Genomic DNA, 19,017 nt, shown 5'->3' with positions numbered 1-19,017 from the left:
TTCTACTGTCCTTTTAGCAATGTAGAGCTCGATTGCAAATCTGCCGAGCCGCGTGCGAAACACATCAGATCCATGTACCACGCCTGGCCCCGTGTGTCGCCAGTATAGTCGATCGCTTTCACGATATACACGCCGTCCGTCGCGATGCTGGCGGGCTGCTGCAGGGAACCGGCGACAACTCGATTTCCGTTCTGTTCGGTTTCACTGATGCGGCCGCCGGATTGGGCAATCTCACTGTCGGATAGCGCTGCGCGGTAAACTGATGCCTGGTCGAGCTGGATCAGGCCATTAATGCGAATATTCGGGTTGATGAGGCAACGCACGTTAACGCCGGCGCCCATCGTTTGCTGAGGCATGCCGATCAGCCCTGTTTCGCTGTTCAACACGATAGCCTCGTGAATGTATTTGTTCTCGTTGACCATCTGCAGCTTGCCGTCGATCAGCTGCCAGGTGGCCTTACACATGCCGGCAACGGAGTCCATGACATCGCGCGCGGATTGGAACAGTGCCAGCCCGCGAGGAAAAACCGTATCGGGAAAAGTTCCAGTGAGCCCCTGGGTGATGCCGTAGGCGTTGAAGCTTTTCAGGACGGCATTGTACACGTCAGCCACGGTATATCCTGCGGCGAGCGTGGTGTTCACCGTCGCATAGAGAAACGCTTCATGATCGCCCACGGCCTGAATCAGCACCCAGGAATCGGTCGGGTTATCTTTGCCGGTGATCGTGAAGCGCAGATCCCCCTCAAAAATCAGGCCAAAGTTCTGGCCGTCCCGCTGGCCAGATTTCTCCGGGTCCACCGGCCGCGCTACGCCGACCTGACTGGCGTCTGCATCTGGGGCGATCCCGTCATAGCCGGCAATCATGCGGATTTTTGAAAACTCGCTGCCCAGAATCCGGTTTTGGGTATCCGGCGACAGGTTGTAAATTTTGACGTTGGCGACGCGCGGCCACCGCGTATCGGCCCACTCAATGCGGAAAGTGACTTTAAAATCTGACAAGCTGATGCCGTTGCCCTGCTGGTCAAGCAGCTGCAGCTCAAAATGCCGCATCCAGTTCTGACTCATGCCCTACCTCTGCACAAAATAAAGATGACTGCCGATCCCGAGATTGGTTTTCGTCGGTAGCTCTGGTTCGTTGTTGTCGACCATGACGATCAGCGCACCGGTAAACCCCAGGTGCGCATGCTGCGCCAGCAGGTTGGCGCCAGGCACCAGCGGCACACTATTCACCAGCGCCCCGCCGGCGCTGTCCATAAGGTCGAGCAACCAGCCGGCCTCATCGCGCCAGGTCAGCCGCATATTCATCTGCTGGCCACCCAGAGCGATCCCGAATTGCTGATTGTCCGGCGTCAGCGGAATTTCCTGAATGTTCACCCGAAACCTCCCAGCACTCCCAGCGCGCCGCGCTGCGCCTGGGAGAGCAAACTTTCGTTGACCGGCTTGGCCGATTTAGTGCCAGAGTTCTGCACCGCCGACGTGCTGACGCCGTCGGCCATGTTGGCTTTGTCCGCAACCGAAACGCTCTGCGTGCGGGAAATGATGACGTTGCGCAGCGTCAGGACACACATCAGCACGTTTTCGCTGGTGCGATCGGTCGTGACATCCAGTGAGCGGATCAGCATGTTCTGGTACTGCCGCTTGCCGGTGGTGACGTCGAACGGCAAGCGGCTTTCCTGCAGCGCGAGCAACTGCTTATAAACTTCCCGCGGGCCGCTGCTGAGCGTCTGGCCGCTGTTGATGTCGATAAACTGGGTTGTGTCGACGCCATCCAGCAGCGAGCCGCCGCCGGCGAAACCCAGCTCCATCGTCACCTCCGGCGGCCGCTTGTAGGCATGGTCGCTGACAGGCGCGCCATCCTCGATCGGGTGCTCGGTGATCTCCAGCGTGTCGCTGTGTTTTTCCGAAATAGCCACGCTCGGGATGATGCCGCCGATCTTCCGGGTCTGCTGAGAAAACAGGACGGAGAGAATATCCATTATTGCGGCCTCGCATAGAGTTGCTGGGTCAGGCGGGAGTTCACGCCAGTTTGACGATCGGCGACTTCCATCCCTGCGCGCGCGGGATCGTTAACGCCGTGGATATTAATCACCGTCTGCTGATTCAGGCTATTCCCGCCGGCGCCTGGCATGTTGCTGAGCACTCTCGGTATGTAGTTGCGCGTCTCCGCCGGCATCAGCCCCATGCCGTGCTTCTGAACGTTGCCGACCCCCCAGTTATAGGACGCCAGCGTTTTTTCCAGATCGCCGCCGTTCATGCGGAGCAGCATTCCCAGGTAACGCGCCGCGGCCGCCGCCGACTTGGACGGGTCGAAGACGTCATCACCGCGCAGCCCCATGTCCCGGGCGGTGCCCGGCATGAACTGGAACAAACCTTTCGCGCCGGCACCGGAAACAGCAAACTGATTGCCGCCAGATTCGGTTAGCGCAACGCTGCGCAGCAGGCCCGCCGGCAGGTTGTACATTGCCTCGAGCTGCGTCAGTTTGGGCTGCAGCCAGCCCAATAGCGCCGCCCCGGCTTTTGTCGCCTGCGGTCGGCGCACCGACTGGCCGTATTGCGTAGACTCATCACGGCGCCACGGCAGCAATTTGCGCCCCCATTCGTCTACCGTGTCGCTCCCTGGTAGCTGGTTCAGGAAATTGGCGACGGGGTTGTTGGTCAGCCAGGAATATTTCCCCTCGAGCGGTTTAACGACAGCCTCTTCGACCGCAAGCAAGCCGCCGATCACGCCGACTTTGCCCAGGCCGCCCATCGCTTTTGACAGGCCACCGACGCTTTTAGTCACGGAGCCGATCGCACTGACCATTTTCGCCGCCCAGGTAACAGCCACGAAACCGGCCAAAATTTCCAGCGCAGTTTTCCAGCCGCCGACGGCGTCTTTCAGTTCGAGCAGCTTGTCACGCAGCCAGATCATCGCGTTCTTGGCCTGGGTGATAGCCGGTTCCCACTTCGCCCAATCGATGAGGCTTTTTCCGCCTTCTTTCCAGGTGCGGTAATCGTCCCACAGCAGGCCGATCCCCACGATAAGCGCAGTGATCATCCCAATCGGCGACATCAGGAAAGCGCTATTCAGCAGCCGCCAGGCAACCAGCAACGCGCCGAAAATCCCGATCAGTTTGCGCGATTCGGTATCGAGGCTTTTCCACCAGGTGATCACCTGATCGATAGCCTGATAGCCACGGTAAAGCATCCGCCCGAAAACTTCGGCTAACCAGAGAACACCCCGAACAGTTTTGGTGATGAATCCCTCTATCTTCGGGAAATTATCCATGATGCGCCGGCGCAGCGTATCCAGTGAACCACTCAGTCCGCCGGCCAGACCTGAGCCGATTTTGTCTTTTGCCATGCCAAGCAGCGCGGTCAGGCTGCGCATGGAGGTCATGAATTTATTAGACTGCTGCGCCGCGCGGTCGGCGTTCAGGCCGGTGGCTTTCAGCATGCTCTGGTAATCGGCAGTAAAACCGTTGATGCCGCGGCGCATGGCGAGGAGCGTGTTTTCGTCGATCCCCAGCATCTGCGCATACTGATTCGCTCGGTAATACGGCATGCTGCGCAGCTTATCGCCGACACCGGTAAAAATGGCGGCGGCATCGCGCATCTGACCGTTCGCACCGCGCGTCTGCACGCCCAGGCGGTTCAGGAAACCTTCGGCGCCCGGGTTGTTACGGATGAATCTCGCGAGGCTCTCCAGCGAACCCTGCGCAGCGGCCGCGTCCGCGCCCATCTGCGAGGCGGCATATCCCAACGCTCGGATGCCCGCCACTGAGGCACCGGTGCGCTGCGATGCAAAATAGACTTTATCCAGGCCATTGGCGATCTGCGTGGTAAAGCCGACGATTGTCAGCGCGGCCCCTTCTACTGCCGCCCCCATTTTGAGCACGTTCGCCGTGACGCCGGCGACAACAGCAGAGAATTTTCGCTCGCCGGTGGCGTCGATTTCGAAGCCCAGAGAAATCAAAAAATCCTTGATGGTTTCAGCGTTCATTGATCCTCTCTCCACCTGGCGATCCGGGCTTCGTTATCCGCTTTCATGTCCAGGTAATCATTCATCAGCGCGACGTCGAACAAATCGAGGCGCCCATCCTTGAGCGCCTCAAAGCTGCACATGCCGGCATCCACCGGGCGTAACAGGTAATCCTCTCCGCCCGGCAGGACGTCCAGCGTCAGGCCGGCGGCTGGTCTTTCGTCTCGCTGTCGGGGAGTGCGGGCAAAAAATTTCCCAACGAGTCCCCGACCACGCGCGCGACGATTTGCAGCATGTCCATCATGTCGATGTCATCGAACATCAGTTGACCGCTGGTAAAGATCGACGTGTAGACGGTGCCATTCTGGCGTGACACCACCGCCAGGCAGGGATGAATAATCGCGTTGCTGTCATCGTCGCTGATGTCTGCCAGCGTTTGGGCGATCACCGGTAGCGCCACTTTGAGCGCATCCTCAATCGAAATCTGCCCGGTTTTCAGCTGGCGCAACACCTTAATTTCCCCCAGCAGGCCGGACAGCAGCGGCAGCAGCTTCCGGGAAACTTTCAACTGCTCGAAAACATTCAGTTTGGCCGCGCGGTATTTTTGGCCCTTAATTTCAAATTCCATGCATTACCCCTTAAAACGTGCCGAGCAGTTGGTCGATCTTGATGCAGTCGAACACCCAGGCGACGGTGTTACCGTCTTTGGCGTTCTGCCAATCCGGCAATTTCTTGAACGCGACGCCGCGCGCCGTGGCCACGTCGTTGCTGGATTTGTTGCGGATCACGATGACGTTGTTGCCCCAGGTCGCAGATGACAGCGACTGCGCGTTATACATCACCGACAGCTTGGCGTTCGTCGGGCTGGTTTTGAGTAGGTTGACGGTGATCGTCCCCGATTTGTCGGCGTGCAGGCTGTGCATCCCCTCACCATCGGCGCCGGTCACCATCGTGTTTTTGTCGCCGCCCATTGCAACGACGATCCCTTCGTCAGACGTCGCTGCACCGTTGCCGAGGTCAATCGAACCGCCGATGCCGGTGATATTGGCGGACACATCCAAAAAGCTATAAGTAGGCATTCCCCGGCTCCTTAGCGGTTAACGTTGATGATGACGTCGCCGAAGTGCACGGCGCCGGCCAGTTTGATTGCCACCTGCATCACCGGGGCTTTGCGGGCTTCGCGCTCCGCTTGCGCCTGCTGTGCAATCGGCGGGGAGTAGACGTAATACCCCTTTGTCAGCGTGTCGCCGGTATTCAGCGCGCCGAAACCGTCGCCCCCCCACACGCCTGGCGCAATCAGGCCGTTTTCAGCGCCCTGCGCCAGCGATGCTTCGACGTTGGTCAACAGATCGGTAATGCCCTCATCGGTCTGAGGAACCTTTGTCGAGCTGGTATAGAGGCGGTTGTAGTAGTTGGTCTGAACGTAGTTCTGTAGCCAGTCCAGGCCGTGGCGCTCGTCAAAGAAATCAGCGTTACACATCACGCCTTCTTGCAGGATTGCCGTGTCGTTGTCGTAATTGACGAACACGTTGCAGTTTTTCTGCTGCAGGGTCAGCGCCTGGGTTTGTGTCAGCGTTTCCGCTACAATCCCCGGCTCTTGCTTAAATTTGATGGTGATCGTGGTGCGCCAGCCGGCGAAATTGACCGTAAAGGCACGGCCCAGAATCGACACCGCGGCGTAAGGGCTCTGGCTGGAATACTGGACACAGGTTGTACCGAACGCCGCGGCTTTCAGCCGGCTGGCAATGTCGGTGTTGTTGTCCGCATCGAGCACGGCGGTATTTTGCGTGGTGTGGGCGTAAATGCGGGAAACATCATCGGATTGGATCAGGCCGGCAACTGCAAGCACGTCATCATCAGAAATCGTCTCGGCGATATACAGGCCATACCATTTCGACGACAGGTCGATAAATTTCGCGACGCATTCAGTGATGGTTTCCGCCGGCTGGCGCGCGATAATTTTCGCACCGGTGCCTTCAAGAATGCCCATCAGCGCGGAAATATCGGTTCCCGTGGCGTTTGGCGTAGCGAAGCCGACTGCGGACGCCTCGCCGGTGGTTTTCGAGCTCACGACAAACCGCGCGTTGTTCGCATCCCAGACGACATTCGCCGCAGTCAGCTTTTCAGCCACACGCGCGGCGACGCCGTTCAGGTTGGTCTCTGCCGACAGGTCAACGCCGGATACAGTTTTGACCGTTCCATCGACGCTGATTTTCATCGCGCCATCGGTCACGGTTGTGAAATTGGTCATCGCCTGCTGCGCAGTATTCAGGATTGCCCCGCGCAACGCGGCGGCAGTGTCCACTTTCACCCAGCGGCCAACGTACAGATCGATCGGCTGCGGGCGCTGCCAGTAGTAAACCTGAGCGGCTAATGCCTCAGGCGCCTGGATGCCGAAGTCAGATTGCACGCCGGTAATGCCGGAATAAGCGCGCATGCGCTCGCTGGCGTCAATCACCGGCGATGCCCCGATAATCAGCAACGAACCAAAGTTTCGAGCCTGCGCCGCGCGCAAGGCCATATTAATCGCAACGCCGACTACGTTACGAACAGGTAACCCCTGCTGAGCCATGATTATTCTCCGAAGAATTTTACCGTTGCCTCTGCGATCGGCTTGATGCCGTATTCGCGAACAACTTTGCGGCGCAGGCGGACGGTAATGTCATACCGGCGCACCCACTGGTTATTGATGAGTTCAGGGAAAGGAATGATGTCGCCAATGCTGCCAAGCGACAGGCCGACGGCGATCAACTGATCGTTATTTTGTGACAGCGTTAAACCATCACGGAAAATTGACGCGATACGCTGGCTATGCGGCCCATAGAACGACGCCAGGCACTCGGTCACCTCGTGGCGCCACAATTCCGCGCTGTCGTCGTTCTGCCGCGTAAACGCTGGATTATCATCACCGATAAAGCCGGAGATCCCCACGGCGCACCAGTCCACATCTGGCGGCATCAATGGTGGCTGTGTGGGTGTCCAGCGCGGCCGCACGTTGCCCGGCGGCAGCCCGGTTATACCGAGCACCCAACGATTTAGCGCACGTTCGAGCGCCTCATCATAATCAGGGCCGGGCGAAATCGGCGTCAGGTAACCGGCCTGCGTGCTGGTGTTATTGCTCAACGGGGATCCCTCCATCGAACGGCAACAGCTCACAATGCGCCTGAACGAATCCCGCGCCGTAGGCCGTGTAAGGGTCGACAAAGGTCACACGGTAATCACGGTTCTGATATGTCACGATGTCCGCGTCGCGCGCCGTCTGCCCGGCAGTGAGCCGCTCAGTGGTCACAACCAGGATTGCACCGGTGACCACCTGGCCCGCTATCATGCGCCGCGCTTCGAGCGACCGATCGACGGTAACCACTCCGGCAAACGGCATTTTTACCGGGGCGTTGGTGGCGAAGCCGTCATCGTCGACGGTCTGCTGGTTGCGGGTGACAATCAGGGAGGTGTCGCAAAACTCGGGATCGAAAAGCACATCTGTAACGTCAAGAGTTGGCATTTTTATCCCTCACGATGTAGGTCATCGCGCGCCGGTATTGCCCCTCATCGATCAGGGGGCGAGCGTTGGCGTTGTCCGGCGCGTTGCCGGCGGCCCGGCTCTGCAATTCTTTAGCCGCACCTTTGCGCCCGCGGCGCGCCCGGGCTTTTAGCGTTGCTGGTGACAGCGGCGTAAAATCGGCACTGGTCATGTAGCTTTTAACCGCCTGGCTCGCGATCGTGCCGGCCGACTCCAGCGCCGCAGTAGCAGCGCCGACGCGACCATCAAACACCGCTTGCGCCGCGGCCTTCATTTTCGCGGTGGTTTCGGCATGCACCGATTTCACTCCGGGCTGAAGGTGCGGGCGCGCCGGGATGTTCTGCGCCGGCGATCCCTTCTCGTTGATGTAGCCGATCTGTGCGTTGCCTATCCCGGGCTTTTCGCCATCCTCCGGCTGTCGTTCTGATGCCGATTCAGGGATCCCGACCAAAACGTCACGGCGCGCGATTTCATTCAACGCAGAAAAAACGGCCTGCGACCGATCGGCCCGCACCTTCAACCCGCTTTTCATAGCTGCCGCCCTCCCATGCCAAACATCTGGATCAACTGCCAGAATTCGGCGCCATAGCGGGTGTTGTTCCAGAAGCCCGCATCCGGGTTCATCGTGGCGCTGCTGTCATAGCTCACGCTGACTTTGTCGACCGATTTCGACGACACAACGCCACTATTCGCCCCGCCGCCACCACCGATCGCCGCCGCCCGGTTATCCGCCGCCTGGAGCGCCATGTAGTGCGCGACAAAAAGCTCGGCCAGGTATGGGAATGCCTCGCCGAAGTTGTTTTCATCGAGCAGCTGGTCAGCCAGATTTAAGCGGAATTGAATTTGAGCGTTGGGAAAGGTGACGGCGTTGCCGAACTGCGGGAAATCTTCGCGGAATTTATCGACGGTCGGCAGATGGTTATTTTTTGCCACCTTTCGTGCCCTCAGTCAGCGCCGCCGCCAGCTGCTTCTGCAGGTCGGCGATCGTGTCATCGCATTTGCCGATAGTGGCGACGTGCTCGGCGATGAGCTGATCGCGTTCGTCACGTTCCGTCGTCAGGTCGGCTACTTTGCTTTTTTCCTCTGCCAGCTGTTTCTGAAGGTCGGCGATCTGCACCAGCACCTCCGCTGGCGCGCCGGCGTTGTCTGGTTGGCCGTCGTCGAGAATTTCCGCATATTCCTGGATGAACCAGTTTTCGGCTACCTCCGGCGCCACCGAGTGCACACCAACAGCGAACTTCTCCACCTCATAATTCAGGTGCGTGAAAGTGAATGGCGTATGTACGCGGATTTTTACCAGTGATTGCTTCATGTGCTTTTCCTATAAGCCCCTTGCGGGGCTGTTTTTAGATGCCGTCTACGTAAGCCAGAGTTTCGCGATATGGGGACTCAACGGCGCCTAGGCGGCCGTAGTACGTTGTCAGCTGATAGATGCCGCGATACTGAATCGGGATGTTCTGCAGCGGAACCATTGGGAATCGCACGAACTTTTTGCTGTTGGTATAGGCCACCATGCGATCCTTGCCGGCTGCGCCCGCACCTTTCAGCCATTTCACGGCTCGGATGTTCAGCGGAACGCCGTTCTGGTGGTAGGCGATGGTGTTCGTCTGCAAGTAGGTCAGCAGCGACTGGTTACCGGCAGACGACACGATGATGCTGGAGAGCAGCGCAAATTGATCCGGCGGCAGCAGCAAATCACGCGGGCAAATCGTGTAACCCGAGTTTGCCCAGGCGGCCGACAGTACGGAGTTGATCGACTGACGAATTTCGTCAGCGGCTGAGGCCGACCAGACTTTCGGGGCGTTGGTGGTCAACACGCCGTTGTAGTTCACCAGGCCTTTTACGCCGATCAGCGTATCGCCGCGGTAAACCTGTTCGTCGGTGTCCATGTTCCACTTCAGTTGCATGCCTTCGAATTTCTGGGCATCAACCGGGCGGCCGACCTGCTGCGCCGCAGCCAGTTCGACAACGGTCCAGCCAAGTTCCATACCCCACAGGGTCAGCGGGAAACCGGTTTTGTTGATGTCGAGATTAACGGTCGCGATCTCGGTAGAGTTCTTGCCGATCCAGTTTTTTCCGTTCGGGTTTGGCGTGCCGGAGGCAGCAAGCTCGGTGTTGGTAAAGCTGGAAATGTCGTCAGCGATCGACACGTCCTCGCGCAGCTCAATATCACGGCTCCACGTATAGCCCACCAGCGGCATATTCAGTTCTTGGTCGAGCCGTTCCAGCTCGCCGATCAGAAATGCGCCAGTGCTGTCTACGGTCGCCTGGTCAAAGGTATGAAGTGACATAATCAGCGATTTCCTTAAATGTTGTATTCGATTTCGACGTTGCCAGCGGCATCACCGGGGCCGGTGAAAAATGCGGTCGGCAGGACGACGGTTTCATCAGCCACGGCTGCGGCCACTGGCGCACCAAGCGGGCTCGTCGCGCTCGGGTTGGCGATGCGGATATTCACCGGCGCGCGCGGTGTGATGCCGGACGCGTCAACGCCGACATTCACGGTCATGTAGCCGCGGCGCAGGCGGTCGCCGGTGAGGTTTTTATCGGTGCCCACCTGGCGGACCAGATCAGGCGTCGAGGTGGTTGGGTACGGGCGAATGTAGAAGCCCAAGATCACGCCGACAGCGTCGCCGGCTTCCAGCGGCACGAAATAGCCGCCTACGTCTTTACCCGCCAGACCGTAAGCGCCGAACGCTTTGGCGTTATTCAGCGCGACAGGCTCTGCAGTGAGGTGATGAGGGCGTGAAACAGCCCCGGCGATGCCCGCAGGCATCCGGTACGTGTAAGCAGTCATCGGCTTTTACCTTATTTTTTCCAGTATTCGGCGAAGGCTTTGTTCAGCGCTGCCGGTGAGTTGCGGTTTTGATGGTCGAAGGTGCGCAGTTGGGCTGCGGGCTGGTTGGCGCGCTTGGCGATTTCACTGGCCGCAGTAAATGCGGCATCCAGCGACGCTTTCGGCATGGTTTTAAAATCGGGCTTGTCGCCGACCAATGGGACAAGGATCTGTGCGCCTTTTTGCGTGCGGAATGCAGCATCGAGCACTTCGCGTTTAAACGTCGCCAGCTTTCCACCCTCAGGCAGCTTGATCCCCGGAACCAGCAATTCAGCCCGGGCGATCACCGCCTGCTGATAGCCGGCGTCGGTGGTGGCCTTTTTCTTTTCCTCTTCGTCGTCATCGTCGCCGGGTTCGCCGTCGTTCGTGCCGCCGCCTTCCAATTTATCCAGGCGCGCGAGAATGGCTTGCGCCCAGGCAGGCACGTCCTCCTCGCCGTCTTTGGTAATGCCCGGGCCGCCGCCCATCTCGGGATCCTTATCCGGGAGTGGGTATTGCGGGCTGATGTTGATGTTGATGGCCTTCGGCAAATCACCCCCGCCCTCGCCATCATCGGTGGTGAGTTCGGCCGGCGCATTACTCATGGCCTCTTCGATCGCCGCGTTATCTTTGGTTTTCAGCGCGCGGCGCAGCGAATCAAACCACGTTTTTTTAGTTGCCATTGTTCTGCTATCTCCAATTGAACAGCGGATTCCCGCGCGGCCGGCAGGAACCAGCGCGACATGATTGCCGACAATGTCGTATTGCTCGGCTTTTCCCGGGGCCGTCTGCCGATATTCGGCGTCATACCCGCAGGAGATTTGATCCACGCCCTGATAAATCGCCTGGATGGCCTCGCTGCTTTTCACAACAAGATCCGCCAGCAACAAATCCGACTGTTCGCCGGTGCCGCGGCGGATATTGGTCGCGTGGCCGTGGGCGTTCTCCCGCCAGTTCGACGGGTTGACCATTTGCTCAGGGTGTAAAACGGTGAACGTCATCCCCTCGAATGAGGCGATCGTCTCCGGGCGGAAAACTTCTTCGGGGGAGCGATAAACGGAAATTTCGCCATCGCTGTCAGGCTCGATCTCGTCGAGTTCTGCGGCGTTGTAGACCTGCCAGCCAACCCGCGCGATCGGTACGGCTTCGCACAATAGGGAGCCGTCGGCTAACTCGTAACGGGTGTTACCGAGCCGGGTATTAAAGAAATATTTCATGGGTTATTTTTCCGGGATGACAACTTCGCAGTAACAGCGGCAGTTAGGCAGCGCGCCGGCGTGGCCGGTCATACCGTCAAGCGTCGGCGGGTCACCCCAGCGGACGAATTTGCCTTCCATTTTGGCGTGAGAGTGCCTGACGTCGCCGTCGTGTGCCGTTCGCCAGATGTAACCCTCGGAGCCAATAGCGGTCGCCCGGGCTTGCGTCAGCGCCTGCGTGGCGCGGCCTATTTCCGTCCTGGCGATCAGCTTCGCGCGTGACCAGGCAATATCGCCGCTTCGGAAAATTTCAGCGGCAAAATCTTTACTGCGCTCGCCGCTGATCATCGCCTCGATGGCTCGGGCGTGGATCCCGCTCACCCGGTCAGCCGCATGCAGCGGCAGCGATTTCATCAGCTTGATGTTTTCCTCAACGATATTGCGCGCCACCTGGCCAACTGAGGTGCTCTCCATCTGAAAACGCAGCCCGGCAGAAATTTCCTGCGAGATCTGGCGCCACTGTGTCGCCTCTCGGCGCGCGACGGCATCAAACATTTTCAGGGCAACGGATTCCGCCCAGGGGGCGATCAGTTCGGAGTAACGGGTCAGGCGGGTGTTGATGAGGATGACGGAATTATCGGAACCATCGTAAGAAGTCGAGACGATGTCCCCGACCACTTGCGCTATCTTTCGTAGCTGCGTTGCGTACTGGCGCTGTAGCCCCTTCGGCGTCTGGGTCGAGATCGTTGCCCTCGAACGCCGGCGGGTCGATGTCCTGCGCATTTTCGATGTCCTCGTCGGTGATTGTTGAACCCACGCCTGTGATCCGTGACGATTCCTTCAACTGCTGCGCGCCGGCTTTTAGCGTCATCAGCCCGGCGTCGACGGCTTTCGTCACCGCTTCAACCGTGTTCACGGCCACGCCAGCGCGATCGGGTTCACTCATCTGCCACAGCGGATTAAATTCGAAAGCAAAATCGTCGGGCAGTGGCCGGCTGAACAGCGACATGTGCAGCACCTGCATGACTTTATGCAGCGGGCGGCGCAGCCGGCGCTCCTGCTGTGTGCTGACGTTGTCGTAGTAGTTGGAGAGGTCGGTTTCACCGGTGGAGAATCCGGCCGGTGACTGGCCGAACAGGCGCACCAGTGGAATTCCTACCGCGCCGGCGACCTGCTGGCCGAATTGCGCCAGAACGTCGGACAGGCCGGCGAACGTGTAGCTGTGGGTCGCGAATGCGTCCTCGGCATCCATGACCGTCATCCCTTCGATGCTTTGGTACTGACGGATCATGTCCATGTGGGCCATCAGCCCTTTGTAAGCCGCGGTGTTCTGCCCCATGCCCAATACAGAACGCAGGCCTTTTATCGAGTAGGTTCGCAGGTGCGCTTTGTAGACCAGCTGCGCGGCGCCGGTGGTGGCGCTATCGAATGCCATCAGACGATCGAAGATGCGCTCAACCACCGATTGCCCCCAATCGTTCTCGGTCAGCATCTGCTGGTAAGGCAACGTGACGCCATCGAAACGAATGATGCGGCTGTAATGGATTTTCCACGGAGGGATCCCGGTGGCCGTCGTCACCACCTGATAAAATTTTGGTGTGCCGAAATCAGGCCCCATGTCGGTAACGCGGTCTTGCGTGGTCGGGGTAACCATCCAGCGGTCGAGGACCATCACGCCGCGGAACGCGCCCGGGCCTACAGTTTCCATGCGTAGCGGCGAGCTCATGTCCTGCCCGTCAATCAAGATGACGCCGATCGCGCCGCCATAGAGCCGGCCCCACTTAATCGTGTCGTTCAGGCGATCCCAGAGCGCCAATTCCTCCCATGCGTTATCCAGCCTGGATTTTTCTTCAGGCTTCAAACCGCCGGTGATCGTGATGCCTTTGCGGGTCATGTCATCAGCGACGGCATCCACGGCCACGCCCACCAGCCAGGAACTACGGTAGGCGTTCTCGATCTGCAGGCGGTTGCGGCTGGTCCAGTTCGGCTGATAGGTGCCGTCGCTGCTCATATTGGGCGTGCGAAGCCCCAGGCGCGCCGTGAAGTTCTGGTAACTGTCCCGGAACCACGCGCGCACCCCGTCTTTTTTTTGGCTCATGCGTCTTGTCTACCCAATTGCGCCCAGGTGCCGAGGCCGTCGGAGCTGGTGATATAACCGTCCAGCGAGTAGCGCACCGCATCCCAGCAGTGGTTGTGTTTGTCGAGGACGATCGGTAACACCTCACCCGTGAGGCGGTCTGTTTTGTAGGAATAAAGCCGGGCCTCGTCGATCATGTGCTTGCAGCGCTCATGGATGACGATTTCTTCGAAGCCGCGGAGGTAGGTGATCCCGTCCTCAACGCTGCCGGCCCATTTCGTGGCGCCGTCGATATTGAAGCCCTGCCGCGCCATGTAGCTGATCGTTTCGGGGCGGCTGCAGTCGCCATGAATCGGCCACTTGCGAGCCTCGGGGATCGAATCGTAAAACTGCGGCATTTCGTCCAGCTCAACGCCGACGCCGTAGGCTTCGTATTCGATGTAGAGTTTTCGCCCGATGATGAAGCAGCGGATCAGCGTGGACGGGTCTTGCGAGAAGCCGAAGTCGGCGCCATAGAAAAGCCGGTCAGCCTGCAGATAAAGATCGTCAGGAAATGCCTCAACGCGATATTTCCCGGAGAAAATAACCGCCTCGCTGAGCGCCTTCGGCAGCCCTAACCAGATGTGCTCGTAGGCTTCATAGTCAACGCGTTTGCAATACTCCATTTCCTGCCGGAGCACGTCCGGGAAAAACGCGTTATCGGGATAATTGACCTGGCGAATGATGACGCCGCCGTCCGGTGGATCGACCTCGTGGCGCTTCATCAGGGTATAGGTCGGGTCGGTGGCTTCCCGCGGGTTGTACGAAACCCAGACCTCGGAATTATTGGCACGCACCGTCGGGCCGAGGGTGTCCCAGCTCTCCTGGGAAACGGTCTGCGCTTCCTCCACCCAACAAATTTTGATGCCAAACATCGATTTGATGGATTGCAGGTTGGTGCGCAGCCCTTTGAACGTGAAGCGGGTGCCGTTGCGCCCGGTGATCTCGTTATTTTTTACGGTGTAGAAATGGTTGAGGCCCAGGGCATAAATTTCGGCCTCCAGCAGCGCCAGCACAGAATCGCTGATTGAGTTCTGGAATTCGCGGGCGCAGAGAATGATCATCGGATCGATAGCGCCGAGGATAACCAGCGCGCGCGCAATCTCTACCGATTTACCACCGCCGCGGCCGCCGTAGGTCCAGCGCCAGCGCACGGAACCGATCGGGGCGTCGTAAAGGACATCTGTCGCCCAGTCACTGCTGAATGCGTACAGAACGCCGTCAATTATGACTGGGCCGTCGGCTTTCCCTCGCGCAGCTTTTCCATGTGAGCAGCCCACACGTCCGCTGGGCAGTTCGCCGGGGTCACGATGCAAACCTTGCCGTAGCTCAAACCGGCCAGATCGACATTCACTTCGGTTTTATTCGTGCTCATGTCGATGCCGGTCAGCTGCGCGGCGTTTTTCACGTTCGGTGCAACCTGACCAAATTTTTTATTCGCCAGCGCCAACTGCGCAGATTTATACGACAGCTCCGCCAGGTGGCCGGCGTTGAAGGAAACCAACAGCGCGGCGTTATTGCGCAGTTCCTGCACACGGGCTTTTACGTCCGGCCGGCTCATCAGGATTGAGGCTTGCGATTCGGCATTCGTCGGCGCGTAGCCTGCGCAAATCGCGGCCTCTTTCTGTGGCATGCCCTGCGCAATGTTCTGCGCAAATTGTTCATGCTGTGGTTTTAAAAGGCTTGGGCTTTCTTTGCCCTTCCCCTCCTCATCACCGCCAGCAGCTGAAACGCCGGGTGTAACGGGCGCGGGATTTTCGGGAATTTGCGCATCTTGCGCACTGCGCATTTTTTTCTGCGCTTTTTTCTCTTTCCCTTGCGCAGGGATTTTTATATGCCGGCGTGCGGTGGCGTAGTTGTAGCCGTTAGCCTCACACCATTCTTTCGGGGAGATTTTGGTTTTGGCGTATTCGGCGAGGAACAGCTTTTGAATGGCTCCCCAATCCTGTTTTGCCATAACGTTCTCCGTAAATAAAAAAAGCCACTGGCAACCATGATCTGAGTGATCGGTGGGTGTCGCCTGTGGCTTTGCTTGCGCATTACGCAGCACCTGGATAGGTGCTCTGTGATGGGCAATAAAAAACCCGCCGTAGCGGGTCTAGTGTTTGACAGCCTTTCTTTCAGCCTGTTTTGCTTTAGCCAGCTCAACAATCTTATTTGTTCTTTTCTTGCGTTCTTCTCTTTCGACGTACCAATCTTTGAGCAAGACTTCAATAAGCTGTATAAGTAATCCGGCCTCATCAGGTTCAACATCTACAATTAAGTCGATGTCTTTTTCCATGTGTGCACCAATGTTTCCGATGCTCCTGATTGAGTCAATAGCCGCCCAAGTATCACTATCAACTTTGTCTTCTATCGCTTCTATTTCATCAACCAATCTACCAGCTTTAACTTCCCAAAAATCTCGGATCATCCCTTGCAGGCAACGTCTCGCTAGTGTTGCTGAGGCTTTTGGGGATAACTGACAAATAAGAGAAGCCTCTTTGTAGTCATCAAGGATTGCTTTAGGGATATAATCAGGAAATACCTTCACTGCTGCTTGAGGCCGCAACTTCCAAGTGTCTAACGTCTCATCTGGGACCCATTGTCCATCCATAACCTTAGACGTCGAGAGAATTGATGAAACCACAATCTCTTTACACTCGTCATTAGGGCACATCTCTATGAAAGAAGTCAGCATAATCACTGGCCCATATCGAGTATCTTCTCGAAAAATCGTATAAGTCTCTTTTGAAGGCACTGCCTTATCAGTTGCTATCTGTCCGCAATATGGACAAGTCCAAGATGCCATTTTTACCTCTGCGTAAATAAGCGACATCCTAATTTAACACTAAATATTAAAATTTTTTAAGTAGTTATTTGCTTACCGTCTCTCCGGCTGTCACACCGTTTCTTCTACCACGGCTGATGTTTCCGCTATGACCGCCCCCTAGCTCGCGGGGTATTAACCGTTTTTGATTTCTCCCAGCCGCTTGCCGTGAGGAGCCCGGGTCGTGGCTAAGGCAGGAGAACGGCGACGGCTCGGCGCTGAGGTAATTTCACCTTTTCGGTAACCCGGCCCGCCAGGCATTCAGCGTGGCAATTCTGCCGGCACAAATTTTCAGTGAGGTTTGTAGTGCCAGCGTATAGCTGACAGCGTCGCCCCATGTGTCGCCGGTCATTTCTGGCTGCTCACATAGAGTGAATACGGATTCAGGGGGAAGGAGGATTAACGGCGCCGGGGGCTGTGCCGGTGTCCGGGCGCAAGAGCTCAAGCACAGCGGCAGGCAGAGGCTGAGCAGCGCAGGCATCATTCTGGATTGCTTCACGATATTTCCTCTGGTAGTTTTCGCCCTGCTGGCGCAGCTGCTGCTCTCTCCGTTGCTGTTCGGCCATTATTGCGCGATTACGGGCGTCATCCGTGCGCAGTGTGGTGATCAGTCCTGCCTGCTGCGCCAGCGTCTTTTTCTGCTCTGCAGCCTGTTGGCGTGCCAACTGCAACCGGTGCGACAACAGCGAGCTGTAACCGCCAAGAAAGATAGCCACCAGCAACAGAAGCACCAGGCTGCCGCCGGCGATCTTGCTCATCCAGCCGTTCATGATTGGCCCCAGGTGCAGACGGTGTTTTCGACCTCACGCCGGGTGATCAGCCCTTTCCACTCTTTGCCGCCGGCATACTTCCAGCGCTTCAGTTCACCGCACGCGCCAGCCGGGTCTCCGGCATTCAATTTTTTCAGCATCGTGGAGCCGATAAACGCATACGGGCCGACGTTGTACGAGAATGAGTAAATAGCGGCGCGCTGGGTTTCCGTGGTTTTCACCTTGATCGCCGGATCGACAATCCGTGCGACTTTCTGCAGGTCAGATTTCAACAGCGCATCGCATTCTGCGTCGCTGTATCGCTTGCCGAGGATAATATCGGCGCCGGTATGTCCATCGCAGACCGTCAGAACGCCGACGACGTCGCGATAGGCCACATACCGCCGCCCCTCTAACCCATCGTGGCCGCCGAGCATTGCAGTGGCGATCACAATCGACCCGCCGCCACCGGTTATGGCAGCGACGATTTTATTTCTCAATTGTGAGTTCATGGCATCACTCGCTCATCGCTTTATAGGCTGCTTTTGCTCGCTCTTTGTCATAACCGACGGCTGTGAGTTTGTTGACCAATTTGCGTTTGTAATACCAGTTCACCCCCGCCGTAAAAACGGCAACGAGGATCCCCACTAATACAGCCCAATCTTGCAATGTCATGGCGCCAGCTGCGGCCAACAGTGAAGCAACCCAGTACGAGAGCTGGGAGCTGTATTTGTCCATCTTCATACCTCCCCCTTCCGGGGATCTGTCCCGGTACCGGGTTATAGAAACGAAAAACCACCCAAAGGTGGTCTTCATAAGATTTTTTGAATTGGAAATGGCATCAGGATTTATTGAGTTTTATCTTAAAGTTGCAACTTACGCATAACTTTCGATTGCACACAAAATAGAATAATCCTAAGTTAAAACTGTCATTAAGGGTAACTAATCCCTCATGAACTCCTTGTAACACTTAAAACACCGGAATGGCTTCTCATGCCCGCACTCGCGGGCTTTTTAATCGAAAAGCCATTCTGCGCTATCAAGGAAAATCGAACCAATAGAGTTCACATTTACACCAAATTTTGTATCGGGGAACGGACCATGAGCAATGACTTGGCGGCAGCAATCGCCATAGGGAGCGTCTTGTTGTTTAATTTTCTTATTGGCCCACCCATAACAATCTGTCCGCTATTGCCATAACAAGCGCACATTCTGAATTATTCGCCTGTTATTTTTCCACCTCAGGCGTCAGTGGTATCTTGGAGTTCTCACACAACCAAGAAGGATGCATTATGAGTGCAGTTCACACTCTGTGGCACGTTATCAAGGCAAGGGTCTGCCAAAATCGGAATCTCAATCACTCGGCATATTACAATGGCAGTGAGCAAGACAACCGCATTAAGAATCGCTCGGCACAAGTATTCACACTTGAAATCGTGCTAAATGAGCACCGGAAAAAATTTGCCACCATTTTTGAACCGCTTAAAGGCAAAAATGCTCTATACCATTTAATCTTCACAAAAACAGCCTGGAAGCCGGAAGAAATTCGAGAGCTGTCTTTGGCCGATTGTCTATTTGTGATTCAAGACGAACTACGCATTGATAAATTGCCCGAGGATATACGAGAGTTTATGGAATCGCTTAGTTTGCCTAGGGTGGCCTTTACTTTTGATGAGTTCTTAGAAGAGGACTGGGATCCCACGGAAAACTTAATTCACCTGGCGTCACTAAATTAGCATAGTATTCCAACGCAGTATCAACCTCTGAGAGCTGCTTCACTAAAGCAGCTTTCTCACTTTTCAACTGGTTGTAGTGTGCTACATACAGCCTCTGCTGATTTAACCAATCCTCA

The 19,017-nt window shown here is 56.9% G+C and carries 26 protein-coding genes; 1 reads left to right on the top strand and 25 read right to left on the bottom strand.

What is annotated here, in order from left to right:
• Positions 1-2: 2 nt before the first annotated feature.
• The 25 genes from ACJ8PI_RS05605 to ACJ8PI_RS05485 form a co-directional block, all read right to left on the bottom strand.
• Positions 3-1,064, bottom strand: coding sequence for a hypothetical protein (locus ACJ8PI_RS05605; RefSeq protein WP_399573673.1), 1,062 nt, complete (start codon positions 1,062-1,064; stop codon positions 3-5).
• Positions 1,065-1,067: 3 nt separating this feature from the next.
• Positions 1,068-1,373, bottom strand: a complete 306-nt coding sequence (locus tag ACJ8PI_RS05600) for a phage baseplate plug family protein (protein WP_399573671.1) — start codon at positions 1,371-1,373, stop codon at positions 1,068-1,070.
• Positions 1,370-1,975, bottom strand: coding sequence for a phage baseplate protein (locus tag ACJ8PI_RS05595; protein WP_399573669.1), 606 nt, complete (start codon positions 1,973-1,975; stop codon positions 1,370-1,372). Before ACJ8PI_RS05595 ends, ACJ8PI_RS05600 begins: the two co-directional genes overlap by 4 nt.
• On the bottom strand, positions 1,975-3,981 hold the full coding sequence (locus tag ACJ8PI_RS05590; RefSeq protein ID WP_442528084.1) for a transglycosylase SLT domain-containing protein: 2,007 nt from the start codon (positions 3,979-3,981) through the stop codon (positions 1,975-1,977). Before ACJ8PI_RS05590 ends, ACJ8PI_RS05595 begins: the two co-directional genes overlap by 1 nt.
• Complete coding sequence (locus tag ACJ8PI_RS05585) at positions 3,978-4,103, bottom strand: DUF6889 family protein (RefSeq protein ID WP_015377522.1); 126 nt, start codon at positions 4,101-4,103, stop codon at positions 3,978-3,980. The genes ACJ8PI_RS05590 and ACJ8PI_RS05585 overlap by 4 nt, the downstream gene beginning before the upstream one ends.
• 56 nt (positions 4,104-4,159) lie before the next feature.
• Positions 4,160-4,588 carry a phage tail assembly chaperone gene (locus ACJ8PI_RS05580; RefSeq protein WP_103773938.1) on the bottom strand — a complete coding sequence of 143 codons (429 nt, stop codon included), beginning with the start codon at positions 4,586-4,588 and terminating at the stop codon, positions 4,160-4,162.
• Positions 4,589-4,598: 10 nt separating this feature from the next.
• The gene (locus ACJ8PI_RS05575) at positions 4,599-5,039 is read right to left on the bottom strand and encodes a phage structural protein (protein WP_103773937.1); all 441 of its coding nucleotides are present in this window, start codon (positions 5,037-5,039) and stop codon (positions 4,599-4,601) included.
• An 11-nt stretch (positions 5,040-5,050) separates the two neighbouring features.
• On the bottom strand, positions 5,051-6,532 hold the full coding sequence (locus ACJ8PI_RS05570) for a DUF3383 domain-containing protein (protein WP_197771414.1): 1,482 nt from the start codon (positions 6,530-6,532) through the stop codon (positions 5,051-5,053).
• Positions 6,533-6,534: 2 nt separating this feature from the next.
• Complete coding sequence (locus ACJ8PI_RS05565; protein WP_015377518.1) at positions 6,535-7,083, bottom strand: phage neck terminator protein; 549 nt, start codon at positions 7,081-7,083, stop codon at positions 6,535-6,537.
• The gene (locus tag ACJ8PI_RS05560) at positions 7,073-7,462 is read right to left on the bottom strand and encodes a head-tail adaptor (protein ID WP_399573664.1); all 390 of its coding nucleotides are present in this window, start codon (positions 7,460-7,462) and stop codon (positions 7,073-7,075) included. Before ACJ8PI_RS05560 ends, ACJ8PI_RS05565 begins: the two co-directional genes overlap by 11 nt.
• Entirely contained in the window at positions 7,449-8,012 is a 564-nt protein-coding gene (locus ACJ8PI_RS05555; protein WP_060445571.1) for a hypothetical protein, read from the bottom strand. Before ACJ8PI_RS05555 ends, ACJ8PI_RS05560 begins: the two co-directional genes overlap by 14 nt.
• Positions 8,009-8,413, bottom strand: coding sequence for a DUF4054 domain-containing protein (locus tag ACJ8PI_RS05550; protein WP_399573662.1), 405 nt, complete (start codon positions 8,411-8,413; stop codon positions 8,009-8,011). The genes ACJ8PI_RS05555 and ACJ8PI_RS05550 overlap by 4 nt, the downstream gene beginning before the upstream one ends.
• Positions 8,400-8,792: an STY1053 family phage-associated protein gene (locus ACJ8PI_RS05545; RefSeq protein WP_399573660.1), complete on the bottom strand. Its 393-nt coding sequence runs from the start codon at positions 8,790-8,792 to the stop codon at positions 8,400-8,402. Before ACJ8PI_RS05545 ends, ACJ8PI_RS05550 begins: the two co-directional genes overlap by 14 nt.
• A 34-nt stretch (positions 8,793-8,826) precedes the next feature.
• Positions 8,827-9,771, bottom strand: coding sequence for a DUF2184 domain-containing protein (locus tag ACJ8PI_RS05540; RefSeq protein WP_079451392.1), 945 nt, complete (start codon positions 9,769-9,771; stop codon positions 8,827-8,829).
• Positions 9,772-9,785: 14 nt separating this feature from the next.
• On the bottom strand, positions 9,786-10,277 hold the full coding sequence (locus tag ACJ8PI_RS05535; RefSeq protein WP_060437628.1) for a structural cement protein Gp24: 492 nt from the start codon (positions 10,275-10,277) through the stop codon (positions 9,786-9,788).
• Positions 10,278-10,288: 11 nt separating this feature from the next.
• Complete coding sequence (locus tag ACJ8PI_RS05530) at positions 10,289-11,512, bottom strand: DUF2213 domain-containing protein (RefSeq protein WP_079451393.1); 1,224 nt, start codon at positions 11,510-11,512, stop codon at positions 10,289-10,291.
• A gap of 3 nt (positions 11,513-11,515) precedes the next feature.
• Positions 11,516-12,169 (bottom strand): phage head morphogenesis protein, encoded by a 654-nt coding sequence (locus ACJ8PI_RS05525; protein WP_399573657.1) that lies wholly within the window; start codon positions 12,167-12,169, stop codon positions 11,516-11,518.
• Complete coding sequence (locus ACJ8PI_RS05520) at positions 12,126-13,589, bottom strand: DUF1073 domain-containing protein (RefSeq protein WP_399573655.1); 1,464 nt, start codon at positions 13,587-13,589, stop codon at positions 12,126-12,128. The genes ACJ8PI_RS05525 and ACJ8PI_RS05520 overlap by 44 nt, the downstream gene beginning before the upstream one ends.
• Entirely contained in the window at positions 13,586-14,761 is a 1,176-nt protein-coding gene (locus ACJ8PI_RS05515; protein ID WP_080437610.1) for a PBSX family phage terminase large subunit, read from the bottom strand. Before ACJ8PI_RS05515 ends, ACJ8PI_RS05520 begins: the two co-directional genes overlap by 4 nt.
• Positions 14,762-14,832: 71 nt before the next feature.
• The gene (locus ACJ8PI_RS05510) at positions 14,833-15,564 is read right to left on the bottom strand and encodes a terminase small subunit (RefSeq protein WP_127146212.1); all 732 of its coding nucleotides are present in this window, start codon (positions 15,562-15,564) and stop codon (positions 14,833-14,835) included.
• A gap of 141 nt (positions 15,565-15,705) precedes the next feature.
• Complete coding sequence (locus tag ACJ8PI_RS05505) at positions 15,706-16,398, bottom strand: DUF4145 domain-containing protein (RefSeq protein ID WP_442528083.1); 693 nt, start codon at positions 16,396-16,398, stop codon at positions 15,706-15,708.
• Between the two features lie 247 nt (positions 16,399-16,645).
• Entirely contained in the window at positions 16,646-16,897 is a 252-nt protein-coding gene (gene lysC / locus ACJ8PI_RS05500; RefSeq protein ID WP_440502608.1) for an Rz1-like lysis system protein LysC, read from the bottom strand.
• Entirely contained in the window at positions 16,800-17,186 is a 387-nt protein-coding gene (locus tag ACJ8PI_RS05495) for a hypothetical protein (protein WP_399574052.1), read from the bottom strand. The genes lysC and ACJ8PI_RS05495 overlap by 98 nt, the downstream gene beginning before the upstream one ends.
• A complete protein-coding gene (locus ACJ8PI_RS05490; protein ID WP_399574054.1) occupies positions 17,183-17,677 on the bottom strand; it encodes a lysozyme in 495 nt (164 codons plus the stop codon). Before ACJ8PI_RS05490 ends, ACJ8PI_RS05495 begins: the two co-directional genes overlap by 4 nt.
• 4 nt (positions 17,678-17,681) lie before the next feature.
• On the bottom strand, positions 17,682-17,909 hold the full coding sequence (locus ACJ8PI_RS05485) for an HP1 family phage holin (RefSeq protein ID WP_060424656.1): 228 nt from the start codon (positions 17,907-17,909) through the stop codon (positions 17,682-17,684).
• A gap of 548 nt (positions 17,910-18,457) precedes the next feature.
• Here ACJ8PI_RS05485 and ACJ8PI_RS05480 point away from each other — a divergent pair.
• Entirely contained in the window at positions 18,458-18,901 is a 444-nt protein-coding gene (locus ACJ8PI_RS05480; RefSeq protein ID WP_198809294.1) for an ECs1072 family phage-associated protein, read from the top strand.
• Positions 18,902-19,017: the final 116 nt, after the last annotated feature.

The sequence above is a fragment of the Serratia sp. CY82433 genome, from assembly GCF_052166535.1.
Lineage (GTDB): Bacteria > Pseudomonadota > Gammaproteobacteria > Enterobacterales > Enterobacteriaceae > Serratia > Serratia sarumanii.
This window is presented reverse-complemented; position numbering and strand designations above follow the sequence as displayed.

What these genes read in the sequence shown, in the direction of transcription:
- ACJ8PI_RS05535 (WP_060437628.1), bottom strand. Translation starts at nt 10,277, where the DNA reads ATGACTGCTTACACGTACCGGATGCCTGCGGGCATCGCCGGGGCTGTT.
- ACJ8PI_RS05580 (WP_103773938.1), bottom strand. Translation starts at nt 4,588, where the DNA reads ATGGAATTTGAAATTAAGGGCCAAAAATACCGCGCGGCCAAACTGAAT.
- ACJ8PI_RS05530 (WP_079451393.1), bottom strand. Translation starts at nt 11,512, where the DNA reads ATGAAATATTTCTTTAATACCCGGCTCGGTAACACCCGTTACGAGTTA.
- lysC (WP_440502608.1), bottom strand. Translation starts at nt 16,897, where the DNA reads ATGCCTGCGCTGCTCAGCCTCTGCCTGCCGCTGTGCTTGAGCTCTTGC.
- ACJ8PI_RS05490 (WP_399574054.1), bottom strand. Translation starts at nt 17,677, where the DNA reads ATGAACTCACAATTGAGAAATAAAATCGTCGCTGCCATAACCGGTGGC.
- ACJ8PI_RS05575 (WP_103773937.1), bottom strand. Translation starts at nt 5,039, where the DNA reads ATGCCTACTTATAGCTTTTTGGATGTGTCCGCCAATATCACCGGCATC.
- ACJ8PI_RS05510 (WP_127146212.1), bottom strand. Translation starts at nt 15,564, where the DNA reads ATGGCAAAACAGGATTGGGGAGCCATTCAAAAGCTGTTCCTCGCCGAA.
- ACJ8PI_RS05560 (WP_399573664.1), bottom strand. Translation starts at nt 7,462, where the DNA reads ATGCCAACTCTTGACGTTACAGATGTGCTTTTCGATCCCGAGTTTTGC.
- ACJ8PI_RS05480 (WP_198809294.1), top strand. Translation starts at nt 18,458, where the DNA reads ATGAGTGCAGTTCACACTCTGTGGCACGTTATCAAGGCAAGGGTCTGC.
- ACJ8PI_RS05485 (WP_060424656.1), bottom strand. Translation starts at nt 17,909, where the DNA reads ATGAAGATGGACAAATACAGCTCCCAGCTCTCGTACTGGGTTGCTTCA.
- ACJ8PI_RS05605 (WP_399573673.1), bottom strand. Translation starts at nt 1,064, where the DNA reads ATGAGTCAGAACTGGATGCGGCATTTTGAGCTGCAGCTGCTTGACCAG.
- ACJ8PI_RS05585 (WP_015377522.1), bottom strand. Translation starts at nt 4,103, where the DNA reads ATGTGCAGCTTTGAGGCGCTCAAGGATGGGCGCCTCGATTTGTTCGAC.
- ACJ8PI_RS05505 (WP_442528083.1), bottom strand. Translation starts at nt 16,398, where the DNA reads ATGGCATCTTGGACTTGTCCATATTGCGGACAGATAGCAACTGATAAG.
- ACJ8PI_RS05595 (WP_399573669.1), bottom strand. Translation starts at nt 1,975, where the DNA reads ATGGATATTCTCTCCGTCCTGTTTTCTCAGCAGACCCGGAAGATCGGC.
- ACJ8PI_RS05545 (WP_399573660.1), bottom strand. Translation starts at nt 8,792, where the DNA reads ATGAAGCAATCACTGGTAAAAATCCGCGTACATACGCCATTCACTTTC.
- ACJ8PI_RS05590 (WP_442528084.1), bottom strand. Translation starts at nt 3,981, where the DNA reads ATGAACGCTGAAACCATCAAGGATTTTTTGATTTCTCTGGGCTTCGAA.
- ACJ8PI_RS05520 (WP_399573655.1), bottom strand. Translation starts at nt 13,589, where the DNA reads ATGAGCCAAAAAAAAGACGGGGTGCGCGCGTGGTTCCGGGACAGTTAC.
- ACJ8PI_RS05540 (WP_079451392.1), bottom strand. Translation starts at nt 9,771, where the DNA reads ATGTCACTTCATACCTTTGACCAGGCGACCGTAGACAGCACTGGCGCA.
- ACJ8PI_RS05570 (WP_197771414.1), bottom strand. Translation starts at nt 6,532, where the DNA reads ATGGCTCAGCAGGGGTTACCTGTTCGTAACGTAGTCGGCGTTGCGATT.
- ACJ8PI_RS05555 (WP_060445571.1), bottom strand. Translation starts at nt 8,012, where the DNA reads ATGAAAAGCGGGTTGAAGGTGCGGGCCGATCGGTCGCAGGCCGTTTTT.
- ACJ8PI_RS05495 (WP_399574052.1), bottom strand. Translation starts at nt 17,186, where the DNA reads ATGAACGGCTGGATGAGCAAGATCGCCGGCGGCAGCCTGGTGCTTCTG.